Source organism: uncultured Selenomonas sp. (assembly GCF_963528755.1).
Lineage (GTDB): Bacteria > Bacillota > Negativicutes > Selenomonadales > Selenomonadaceae > Selenomonas.
Genome location: NZ_CAURXA010000004.1, coordinates 216,905 through 229,323, shown reverse-complemented (window position 1 = coordinate 229,323; position 12,419 = coordinate 216,905). Strand labels below are relative to the sequence as shown.

Below are 12,419 nucleotides of genomic sequence, written 5' to 3'. Positions count from 1 at the left end.
TCCCGCTGCAGACGAATCCCGCTCATCTGCTGGAACTCAAGCCTTCTTCCTGCGCATCGCGCCGCGCGATCAGCTCCAGCCAATTCCCCTCGAGATCGCGGCAGAAGCAACAAAGGTTGCCGTTTCCCATATCGTGCACGCGCGTCGCACATGCGCCGCCATGCGCGGCAATCGCCCTGCGAGTCGCTTCCATATCACGCACGCCGAAGGCGATGTGCAACCCCGCCTCGATCGGCAAGTTCGTCTTCTCTTCTCGTCCTTCGGGAGCGATGACTTCCAGAAGCTCCAGCATATCGCCGACGCCGCTCGCCTTTCCCTGCTCCGTGATGAGCTTCGTGATCCGAACCCTCGCACCCGCCGCCCCAAAGAGGTCGGCAAGCAGCGCGTCCCCCTGCTCAACGTTTTCGCATATCGCGTGCATATGGAAGACCTCGCGGTAAAACGACGCCATGCGCGCCAAGTCCCTGACGTAGATGCCTGTATGTCGCAGGTTGATCATGCTTTTCCTCCGTCCGGCTCGATGAGCGGGATGTACATATTGCGTGCCAGCTCCTCGCGCGGCAAAAACGGCGCGAGATCTTCCAGCGGGGGACTCGTAAGCCGCCCATCGGGCAGCCGCTTCGTCGCGGACTTCGGCTCGAACTTCTGCTCTTCCGTCACGAACACTTCCGTGAGCACATAGCCTGGTTCTCTGAGCGCCTGCGCGATTTTTTCGTGCAGCTCCACGTTGGAAGAAATCTTGATGTAGGGCATCTCGAACGCCTGCGCGATTCGCTCAAACGACGGGAAGCCGAGATCGCCGCTCTCGGGGCCGACGCCGACGAGCGCATTGCCAAAGACGTTCTTCTGCGTCTGGCGGATCTGATGATAGCCGTTGTTGTTGATGACGAAGAGTTTGACGGGCAGCCGATTCGTGACGACGGTCTGCAATTCCTGCAGGTTCATCATGATGCTGCCGTCGCCCTCAAGGCAGACGACGCTCTCACCGCTCGCGACGGCTGCGCCGACGGCAGCGGGCAGGCCGTAGCCCATCGACGAGATGCCGCAGTTCATGAGGAAGCGGCTGCCCTCCTTGATGAAGTACGACTGGCTGCCGACAACGCTCGCAGACCCGTTGGTGACGACCGTGATGCTGCCCTCGGGCAGAGCGCGGCTCAAAGCATCCATGAAAGCATAGACATTCGTCTTGCCCGCCGCTTCCTTCTGCTCGGGTCGCACGACGGGGTACTCGCTCTTCCACCTGCGGCACTGCGCGAGCCATGCCCCGTTTTCCTTCGGCTCATCCTCCTTCGCCGCCGCCAGAAGCGCACGCATGAAGTCCGCCGCATCGGCACACACGGGATAGTCGACGCGGATCGTCGGCTTTTTCAATTCAGCGGGGTCGATGTCGTTGACGATCGTATATGCCGCGCGCGCCCAAAGGCGCACGTCGTAGCCGACCTGGTAGATGCTCAGTCGACTGCCGATCGAGAGCAGAAGGTCGCTGTTCTGCACGGCGAAGTTGCCCGCGCGATCACCCATCGTACCGCCCCTGCCGCAGTAGTACGGATGCTCCGTCGCGATGAGGTCGATGCTGTCCCAACATGTGACGACAGGCATTGACAGGCGCTGTGCCAGTTCCTCGACGAGCGGCGCCGCACCTGCGAGGCGGATGCCGTTGCCCGCGTAGAACACGGGACGTTCGGCGCTTCTGAGCTTTTCCAGCACATGATGCGCGGCCTTCTCGACGTCTGCATATTTCTCCTGCGCATGAGTCTTGAAGCCCGGCAAGTCGTCGTCGATGAAGCTCCCCTGTATGTCGAGCGGCAAATCGAGCCACGAAGGACCGGGGCGGCCGCTCTTCGCCAAGTGATACGCTTTTCCGAGCGCGAAGGGAATCTTCTGCGGCTCGGTGATCATCTCCGCGTACTTCGTCATATTATCAAGCGCTGACACGATGTCGAACTCCTGCCCGCCCAGCGTGCGAAGCGGCAGACCGCTCGCCCGCACCGTCAGAGAGGATTTCATCTGCCCCGAGAGCACGAGCAGCGGAATCGAATCCTGATAAGCGCCCACAACGCCGTTCAAGGCATTGATCGCGCCCGGCCCGCTCGTCACGCAGAGCGCCGCCATGCGTCCATGTACGCGCGCATAGGCTTCCGCCGCCATCGCCGCCGCCTGCTCATGATGGCAGTATATCGACGTAATCTTCTCGTGGTGTCCGAGAGAATCGTTGAGGTGCATAGCACCGCCGCCAACGACGGTGAATACGTGCGTGATGCCTTTTTTGACAAGAAAATCCGCGATATAGTCTGATACTTTGACCTTCATGAAGCACCTCCGCTACTTCAGCGACGCACCGCCGTCAACGGGCAGCACCGCGCCTGTGATGTAAGAAGCCTCATCCGAGACGAGGAAGAGCGCCGCGCGCGCCACTTCGAGAGCGTCGGCGACGCGCCCCATCGGTATGCCCGAAAAGCGCGAGAAGTCGCGATTCGTATAGATCGGCGTGTCCGTGATGCCGGGAGCGAGGCAGTTCACGCGCACGTCAGGCGCGAAGTTCAGCGCACAGAGCTTCGTGAACTGGATCAGTGCCGCCTTCGACGAAGCGTAGAGGTACGTCTTGCTGCCCGCGATATGATAGGGAAGACCGCCGATCGAAGCCGTGTTCAGGATCGCTCCCTTTGCCTTTTGCAGGAGCGGCAAAAACGCCGCCGTCATATCCATCGCCGCCTTCGTATTCGTGCGAAAGACACGCTCCCACGCCACATCGTCGATCTCGTCGATCGCCCGCGTCACGAAGATGCCCGCATTGTTGAAGAGGATGTCGAGCCGTCCGAGCTCTTCCTGCACAATAGCAAGAAACCGCGCCACATCGTCGGCATCCGTCACGTCTGCACGGACGAAGCGTACTTGCCCCGCATATTTCTTCTCAATCTCAGCGGCAAGCGCCTCGCCGCGCTCCGCATCTCTGCCCACGGCGATGACGTGCGCTCCCTCAGAGGCAAAGAGCCGCGCCGACGCATGGCCGATGCCCGAGGTCGCGCCCGTGATGAGCGCGATCTTTCCCGCGAGCCGACCCATCACTCGCCGTCCTTTCCCTGCCATTCGTAGCGCGTCTTCGTGATGAAGTTCACTGTCATCTCATCCTTGATTCGGTTCAAGAAATCTTTGACATACGCATTCAAATAATCGGCCTTGCTCTTGGCAAAGCTGTACTCCCTGCTCTCATCAAAGTAGTTGCTCGCTCTCTTGGAATAGCCGTCGAATCCCGCCAAGGAGACAGTCGAAACCTTCATGCGGAGCAGAACTTTGAGGAGCATGATCAGCGAGTTGTCAATGATTTCCGTATCCCTGTCGATCAGGGAACTGTAATTCAGCACATAGGGAAAATCGCCCTCGATCTTCGTCACATTCGATGTCGCCAAAATCGGTTTCCCCTTATTGATACTGCGATGCAGGTCGCTCACAAGCTGCGTATAACGCTTTGCCTTCGTGAGAAAAATGCCTGTGACCTCGATATCTTCCGGAGCATAATTCACGGAAATCACGATCGGCTTCTTATCCGCAATAAACTTCTCGACTTTGCTTCGTTCTTTCTCCATACTGCGTCCCGGCCCTAAGATGAGCAGCGGACGGTCCGAAAGTTTCTCCGTCAAGAGACGAAGCGTTGCCGAATCATCGCACTCAATACTCTGATACTCACGATAAAGTTTCTCAATGTACGCTTCATCATAAAGAAGACTCTTCGACACTTCCAAACTGCCCAAGATATCGCGAATCTGCTTGACCGACAACGTTCGTTTGTTCATCAGGTTCTTTACATAGTTCGGATGGCAATGCATCGAAGAAGCGATATAGAAAAAGAGGTTATAACCCCAGTACTGTTTCTGATAAATGTCCAGAATAACATTATCAATCGCTTCCAGTACCTGGTTGACATCATATCGCGCACCCTGCTTCTTGTTGTGGAACATCATCAAGAGTTCCAACGGTGCATTGCCCGCGCTCTTTCCCATGCCGTAGAGCGTACCGTCCGCCAAGAGGCCGCGCTCCGAATCGAGCGAGAGAAAGTGCTTCGCATTCGCATAGCCGAGCTGGAAATTGTTGTGCGCGTGGTAACCGACACGAATCTGCGGGTCAAGATTCGCGTCTAGGATGCCGTATATATGGCACAAATGCTCCTCGTCGAGCAGTCCGTAGGTGTCGACCATCGACGTCGCATAGGGCATGACCTCGTTGACAAGCTTCGCATACTCGGCGAGCTTCTCATCCGTATACGTCGTGACGGAAACCATCTGTGCAAAGACCTTGTAGCCGAGCTTCTTGACTTCAGCGCAAAACTTCAAGGCAGCTTCCATCTTAGATTCCTTGAAGATCACGCGGATGCCGTCGAGGAACGTCTCTTCGCACGGCTCCAAACGCTCAATACTGCAGGCACCGTAATCGATCATGCCGAGAACGAGCGAGTTCCCCTTGGAAACTCCTTCGAACATGCGGCTGACGGAAGCCGTGTCGGGCAAGACCGTACGCCCGCGGTCGAAGCTGCTCTTTTCATCGAGGAAGCCCACCTCAATGAACTCCACGCCCGAACTTACAAGACGCTCAAAGATTTCTACAATCTGGTCGTAGCCAAACTCCCAATTGTTTACATAGCCGCCGTCACGCAGCGTACAATCAAGCAGCAGCCGCTCTCCCAAAACAATCCCTCCCATCCTTTCAGTGAAGCAGAGTCCTCAAATCAACGTATCTTTCATCGCGACATATATTCGCATACTCCAAGACGCCGCGCCTCTGTAAATATCACCTGCCCTCATCTAGGCACAGCATGGCATATGGAATGCATTCCTCCGCGAAGATAAAACTCATAGTCATCACGGATTGCTTTTATGGTTTCAGGGATTTCTATATAATCATCCCATTTATGATAGGTACAAATCGCCATGTATGGATGATATTTTTCAATAAGGCGTGCCGCGCCCCGAAGCGCCGGAATCTCAAAGCCTTCGATATCCATCTTGATATAAAGACTCCCCGTCACTTCTCCTACACAATCATCAAGAGTGCGAATGGCGATCTCTATCGTCCCGTTCGGGTCGATGAAGCTCATCGTCTTATTCTGCGTGAACCGTACACTTCCCGGCTGATCAGAAACCCCGCAGCAGAAAGTCTCCGACAGATCGCACAATCCCATGCTCCTCAGATTTTGCTGCAAGGAGCTGTACGTTTGAGGATTCGGCTCAAAAGCATATACTTTTTTCAAACGCTTGCCAAAATTCCGTTGAAAATCAGCAATCGTATCGCCATCATAAGCACCGCAATCCACAAAAGTCACATCGTCTTCCCGGGAGATCAGAGCATCATCCACAAAATAACGCTCGTACGGAAGGTAATCCCATACATCCTGCAAACGAATCGGCGCAAACTCTTCAACCCTCTGCCGAACAAGTTCCTCGATATAGGCCAAATTGCAGGAATCCCTTTTGTCATAAATCTGCAGCAGCCGCTCTCGATTCGCCTCGCCCCAACTTCTCGGCTCGTGCTCTGCATCAACAAAAAACGGCATCCGCCAATACGGATAGACAAGAATCTCATTCATCCAGCCTTGCTGACGGATATATTGAGCAATCCGTTCGATATCAAAACTCGTGATGACAATTTTCGCCCGCGGATGCTTCGCGATAAAAGCAGGGGCATACATCTTCTTGTCCGAATCCCATTTTGCCGGGTTTCGATCAACGCAGCCAAGATACTCTCCACCGGAACGAGAAATAAAATCTCTGACATGCTGGTTTCTCTCCGGAACGTCGGCATAGATCACGTACTCCACCATAAGCTTCACCTCAAGTCATCAAAGATGCGCCTGAACCATGCAAAAATCTTCCCTGCGGTCTACGCCGGCAAATGAAGCACGCCTTTAAACACAAATCCTCAGCTGCCATACTGCTTCAAAAGCTCCCGATGCTTCTCCTCGTGCAGGAAGAAAAAGTTCGTCTCCTGCGTCGACTCATCCATCTTCCCGAAAGGAAGCAACCGTTCGCCATCGGACGTATAGCAGTTATACCCCCAGCCTTTGAACATCTCGATGATCTCGTTCGGGTGATAATCGAAACGCGCCGCATGCTTTCTGAGCATCTCTGTATAGACAACAGGCTGCAGCTCACTGAACACACGCGCGCCGCCTGCAAAGACCATCTTCTCCGCGCCCTCGGTATCGCACTTGATGAAATCGAGACGCGCAATACCGTTCGCTTCCACGAAGTGATCGAGCGTATCGACGGGGCAGATGATCTCATCCAGACGTTCCTTGCGCTCACCCTGTCCCTGATCGCCCTCTTTGAAATAGTACGTATCGGTAACAGGACGCAGAGATGCCGCCTCGTTCGCTGCAGGTACAAAGAATTTCAGGTCGCCGCTCTCGCTGTAGAATCCCATGTGGTACGCCTTGATATGCGTCTCTTCGCCATTCAGTCGAAGATTCTTCTCCAAGCCGTGGAAGGTATCTTCCACAGGTTCGAAAGCGTAAATCGTCGAGTCCTCATGCGCCTTCGCCAAGCCAAGACTCACGCGCCCAACATTCGCGCCGATATCGAAGATCGTCGCACTCTCCGGAACGAAGCGGCTCATAAGGGAAATCTCCTCACCCTCCGTACCGATCAAAATGGTCTCCGCCCGGCAAATATTCTGTTCCATATCAAAGAAGAGTTCGATGTCCTGTGTCTTGAGCACGATGCCGTCCTCTCTGATCTCGACACTTTTACAATAAGGATTCTTCTTGATAATCTTCTGCACCTCAAGCAATGGCACGAGTCGCTCGCGCGCCAATTCCCAATACAGGCGTTTTGACACCTTCCTCGCTTCGTATAAATCATAGAGCTTTTCCAGTTTCATCGTATCCGTCATCCTTCTTTCTTGAAATGCGCACCGACAGTCTCATTCGAAGACATCCTGTAATATTTTCCAAAGGCTCTCGACAATCTGTGGACCATACAGCTCTTTCGTATAATACTCCTCAATAATATCGAATTTTTTTCGGAAAGATAAAGCTTGATCCTTCGGTCAGATTTTTTGTATGCAGGAAGAATCTCCTCTCTCAGCAAACGCCATCTCTCAGCCGGCATCACCTGCAGCATCGCCGCTTCCGCACTCAGCTCTGTCGTTCCTTCAGGACGTCTTCAAGTCTCTTGCAGATCTCTTCATAGTACGGCTCCTCGCCATAATAGTCTCGAACGATATCAAGCAACCTGTCCAACGACAGATGGATCTGCTCTTCTTTAACCTTTCTGCACCGCGGAATGATCAATCGATCCATGACCCATTTTTTCTCCTGCGAAAGCTGGGCAGCAGGAATATCCACGACCTCTTGCAAGACATCAAAATAGTTCTTAATAAAGACCTCACCAAGATTGGTTCCACCCAACGGGCAGTTTCCCGTTCCTTCATCAAAGAAGTTTCCATGAAGTACGACAAAATTCCCTCTTCGCTTCAATATCTCCATTTGCACATATACCTGAGGAATATGTGTATGATCATACTTCTGTGGGTCCGATATACGAGCATACAGATCGCGACGCATAACAACGGCGGTGATCCATGTCATGAAGAAGCTCACTTGTCTGAGATATTCCAATGGACCATTCCCTTCATATACGCGAAGGGCATCTTCTCCTTGTCCCAGATAAAACAACGCCGCTCCGCGATGCTGTACGAGCTTCGTGAGCAGGACGAGCAAAGCGCCGTCGACAAAATAATCGTCATCGCCCGCGACGAGCACATATTCGCCTCGACTCTCCCGCATGGCAGTATGGATGTTCGCTTCCGTACCGATATTTTTCTCGTTGCAGCGGTAGCGCAGATTCCTGTACGTCTTTTGCATCTCTTGGACAAATGCCCGCGTATCATCCGTCGAAGCATTGTCTGAAACAAGAATTTCCACGAGTTCATCGTTGCCCAGCTGCTGCAGCACGCATCGAAGCGACCTTTTCAAATACCGACTGCGATTATAGGTGATGAAAGCGTATGTCAGCAAAGGCGGCGTTTTTTCCCTTTCCGAAAGCAGCCTTCTCAATGCCTTGTCACCTGTGACGGGCAGCCACTTCCCCGCTCGCGGTGAAAAGGCCTTGACGATGTGCGCGGGACTTCCCTCAGCGATGCAGTAAGGGGGGATATCCTGCTGCACACGGCTTCCCTCACGCACGATACTGCCGCGGCCTATGCGCACGGCCCCCCTGATGAGAACGTTCTCCTCGATGCGCACGCCGCGCTCGACATGAATGCCGCCTTTCTCCGTGAGGATCTCACGATCAGCAGTGGATATTCCAACACCGCTTTCATCGAGGACGTAATCTTTGATATGTACATTCTCCGCCACACTTACGGCATTTTCCAATTCGATGCAATTTACCGCCGCAAGCGTGCTGCCGATGCCGATCTCACAATAATCGCCAACGATGATGCGCGGCTTTCCTGCGAAGTTGGGCCGGACGAGTCGGCAGAGCGCCGTCTTGTGGATGTGCGTCTCTCTGCCGACAGAGATTCCTTCTGGAAAAGAAAATTCCTGCCACGAGGGAATTGTGCTCCCTTCGCCGCACGCATAAAGCGTGCCGCTTGCCTTCGACTCCGTACCGTCGAGATATGTATGGTAACTGGTGAAAAACTTTTTCTGATCAGCTTCGGATGCATCAAAGGAAATATTTTTCACCTGATAGGCGCACCAAATGTTCTCAGACAAGGGAACGACAATCTTGTACCCTTCTTTCTCGAATGCTCGACAATATGCCAGCACGGCATAATACTGCTTTTCATAAGATTCATCCCAAGGGATATCCCATTGTGTCGCAAAGAAGGACGGCAGGATATAACGGACATCGGCCGCTGCTTGCACTGCCGTACCGAAGCGCATCTCGGAAAAATCTTCTTCTGTCGGCACATAGACAGCACCATATTTATAGGGAGAATCCATAAGATTACCACTCACGGGGAGCGAAACACTGCCGAGGAAACCGACCATGCCAATGCTCTCATCTTGGAAAATCTTCAGCAGCTCTTCGATCGCCTGCGCATGGACGAGGAAAATGTCGTCATTGATATAGATTTTAACCTTGGCAACGATGTCCGCCAAGACTTCGTTGACCTGTGCCGCATAGGGCTTTTGAGCATCGATTGTAAATACTTCCACTTCATAGCCGTCGGGCCACTTCACATTCTTGAGAGCTTCAATGCAAACTTCGTGTTGCCCCGTATGGCTGTCCCGCAGGAGCACCGCGATCTTCTTTTCACGCGGCAGGTGACGCTCATGCACCGCCTCGTCTGCACCTACACGGCTCTGCAGCAAACGGCGAATCTCCTCCACCGCCATGACCTTATACATCTCAGGCACATGCCATTTTTTTAGGAACAAAGCCGCATTTCGTTCAATCAATGCATTGGAACGTCGAGCTTTTTCCGCCGCCTCTTGGTCGCCATATCCTTTCGAGAAACTTGCATGCCCGAAATGATGAATAAATGTATCATGGCAGAGGAGAAGATCCCATCCCTGCTGCAAGATGCGCAGAGAGTAGTCGTCATCCTCGAAGTTGCCGGGGCTGAACTGCTCATCAAGGAACCCCACCTTGTCGAATACTTCCCGCTTGAAGAGATAGCAAAATCCCACAAGTGTCGTCTTCTTCTCCCAAGATGCAGGGTTCGATTTGTTGTAGTCCGCGGCAAATGCCTGCATTTCCTCCATGCCTCGGTAAGAAACATCAATCTGCTGATTATTGGAGCAGCAATTCGTGACACAGCTCACAGCGCCGACCGCAGGATCACTGTAAAGCGCACGGCGCAGATTCGACAGCCAGTCCTTCGTGACGACGGTGTCGCTATTGAGGAGCAGGAGCTCCGTTCCTTCCGCAATTTTCAAGCCTTGGTTGCAGCCCCTGGGGAAGCCCTGATTCTCCTCGTTGTAGATGCATCGAAGATCCCCCTGCTCTTTGAGCCACTCGGCCGAGCCGTCCTTTGAGGCATTTTCGACGACGATGATCTCATACGTTCCAACTTCCGTATACTCACGTATACTCGCGATGCAAAGCTGCAGCATCTCCAACGTATTGTAACTCAAAATAATGATGCTCGTCTTATGACACATGTTTTCTCCTCCCCGCCGAATCTTCTTCCAAACACATGCCGATGCCTAAGGGACATTCCTGCAGCGATTCCCCTCAAGGCCGTCGTTCGCTCTGCATCTGTTTCTTGTTCCAAAAGCACACCCTGTCTGCAAGGCTTGTTGCAGCGGCAGCACATAACTCCACAAAAAACAGACCTTTTATTTCTGCAGGATACGTCTGAGATTTGCAGCAACTTGCGGATAGAACGCTTCGCTGCCATAATACTCTCGAACGATATCAAAAAGTCCATCCAAGGAAATCTGCAGCTGCTGCGCCTTGATTCTTTCGCATTGAAAATATATGCATTCTTCCATCAGCCTCTTTTTTTCTTCTGACAGAACCGTCGGCGGAATCTCCCCCGCCGTTTTGAGCAGATCAAAATAATTCTTGATGAACACTTCGACAAAGTTGAACCCCGACGTCGTATGCTCGCCTGACCCCAAACGCATGAAAGGTGCCGCAATGACAGCGAAGTCCGGCTCCTGCTTCAGCATCTCCATTTGCAGGTATACCTGAGGGATGCGCGTAGCATCATGCTTTTGCGGCTCTTTGATCCGCGCATAAATGTCTCGCCGCATGATGGTGCTCGTAATCCACGTCATATGATAGCCAACCATATGGACGTACTCCGCGATTCCGCTTCCTGTATGCACGCGATACGGCTCATGCGCCCTTCTCAGATGAAAGAGCGCTCTCCCTCGGTGTTGGAGAAGCCTTCCGAGTACGGCAAGCAAAGACCCATCGGTGAAATAATCGTCATCTCCTGCAACAAGCACATATTCGCCACGGCTCTTTCCGATAGCCACGTGAATGTTTGCTTCCGCACCAACATTCATTTCGTTGCGATGGTAACGCAGATTCCTGTACGTCTTTTGCATCTCTTCGACAAAATCTTTCGTATCATCTGCCGATGCATTGTCCGAAACAAGGATTTCCGCCAGATCATCGTTTCCCAACTGTCGTAAAACACAGTCCAGAGATTTCCGCAAGTATTCACAGCGGTTGTACGTAATGATGGCAAACGTCAGAAGCGGCGCTGCTACCTTACGTTCTGCGAGCAGTCGTGCCAATACCTGTTCATTCGCCAAAGGAAGCCATTTCCGTTCTTTCAAAGAAAATGCTTTGACGACGCGTGCAGGACTCCCCGCTGCTATGCAATAAGCAGGGATATTCCCACACACGGTGCTGCCCGCCCGTATGAAACTGCCGCGTCCGATCTGCACGGCGCCCTTGATCCGGACGCCTTCCTCGATCCGCACGCCGCTTTCAATCTGAATGCCGCCTCCCTCGCTCGAATCCATCTGCGCTTCGAGGGAAAGGCCAATCACCGTCTCATCGTAAGCATAGTCCTTGATGTGGACATTCTCCGCCACCGTCACATTGTTTTCCAATCGGATGCTATAGAGCGCCGTGATCGTGCTGCCGGCACCAATCGTACAATGATCACCAAGAAGGAGCTTGGGGCGACCGGCGAAATTCGACAGGGCAAGGCCGCAGCTCGCCGTCCGATGCACATGTGTATCGCATCCGACAACGATGCCCTCAGGATGGGAAAAATCTCGCCAAGAGGGAAGCGTCGTTCCCTCGCCGCACGCATACAAAACAGCCTGCGTCCCCTCCGTCTCCGCAGAATCCAGATAAGGATGATATCTTGCAAAAAACTTCGCGTGATCCGCTTCTTCGGCGTCGAAGGAGATATCTCGTGACTGATAGGCGCACCAAGCCTCCTTTGCCAAGGACGTCACGATCCGACTTCCGATTTCCTCAAAGCTTCGGCACTGTGCCAGCAAGGCATAATATTGTGTTTCATACTCTTCATCCCACGGCAAATCCATCTGCGTTGCAAAGAATGAGGGCAGAACGAAGCGGATATCCGCTGTCTCTTCTTCCGAAACTTCTCCGAATCGCATCTCTGACAGTTCTCGTCCCGTCGGCACATAGACAACGCCCCGCTTGTAGTCCGATTCCAGCACATTGCCATCACGAGGCAGGGACTGACTTCCCAGCACTCCAACCATACCGATGGAGGCATCCTTGAAAACTGTCAGCAATTCCTCGATCAACTGCGATCGGACAAGACGCACATCATCGTTGATATAGATCTTGTACTTGGCATCCGAAAGCGTCAACGCTCGGTTTGCCTGCGCAGCATACGAGCTTTCCGCTGCCAGCGTGAAAAGTTCCGCCTCATATCCTGCGGGCAGATGAAGCGCCTGCAGTGATTCCAAGCAGGCGCTGTAGCACACTTCATCCGACTTGCGTACAAAGAACGCAAGTTTCTTTTCCCTCATATGG

General features: G+C 53.2%; 8 protein-coding genes. All 8 read right to left on the bottom strand.

Going from position 1 to position 12,419, the window contains the following annotated elements; genetic code table 11:
* Positions 1-22: 22 nt before the first annotated feature.
* The 8 genes from RWS31_RS06650 to RWS31_RS06615 all read right to left on the bottom strand — a co-directional run bounded on the left by RWS31_RS06650 (position 23) and on the right by RWS31_RS06615 (position 12,415).
* Positions 23-499 (bottom strand): VOC family protein, encoded by a 477-nt coding sequence (locus RWS31_RS06650; protein WP_314596911.1) that lies wholly within the window; start codon positions 497-499, stop codon positions 23-25.
* Positions 496-2,310, bottom strand: a complete 1,815-nt coding sequence (locus RWS31_RS06645) for a thiamine pyrophosphate-binding protein (protein ID WP_314596909.1) — start codon at positions 2,308-2,310, stop codon at positions 496-498. The genes RWS31_RS06650 and RWS31_RS06645 overlap by 4 nt, the downstream gene beginning before the upstream one ends.
* A 12-nt stretch (positions 2,311-2,322) precedes the next feature.
* Complete coding sequence (locus tag RWS31_RS06640) at positions 2,323-3,087, bottom strand: SDR family oxidoreductase (protein WP_314596908.1); 765 nt, start codon at positions 3,085-3,087, stop codon at positions 2,323-2,325.
* Positions 3,063-4,679, bottom strand: a complete 1,617-nt coding sequence (locus tag RWS31_RS06635) for an aldolase catalytic domain-containing protein (RefSeq protein ID WP_314596905.1) — start codon at positions 4,677-4,679, stop codon at positions 3,063-3,065. The genes RWS31_RS06640 and RWS31_RS06635 overlap by 25 nt, the downstream gene beginning before the upstream one ends.
* Positions 4,680-4,792: 113 nt before the next feature.
* Positions 4,793-5,812 (bottom strand): FkbM family methyltransferase, encoded by a 1,020-nt coding sequence (locus RWS31_RS06630; RefSeq protein WP_314596903.1) that lies wholly within the window; start codon positions 5,810-5,812, stop codon positions 4,793-4,795.
* Positions 5,813-5,910: 98 nt separating this feature from the next.
* Complete coding sequence (locus tag RWS31_RS06625; RefSeq protein WP_314596901.1) at positions 5,911-6,870, bottom strand: FkbM family methyltransferase; 960 nt, start codon at positions 6,868-6,870, stop codon at positions 5,911-5,913.
* Positions 6,871-7,126: 256 nt separating this feature from the next.
* The gene (locus RWS31_RS06620) at positions 7,127-10,105 is read right to left on the bottom strand and encodes a glycosyltransferase (RefSeq protein ID WP_314596899.1); all 2,979 of its coding nucleotides are present in this window, start codon (positions 10,103-10,105) and stop codon (positions 7,127-7,129) included.
* A gap of 177 nt (positions 10,106-10,282) precedes the next feature.
* A complete protein-coding gene (locus tag RWS31_RS06615) occupies positions 10,283-12,415 on the bottom strand; it encodes a glycosyltransferase (RefSeq protein WP_314596898.1) in 2,133 nt (710 codons plus the stop codon).
* Positions 12,416-12,419: the final 4 nt, after the last annotated feature.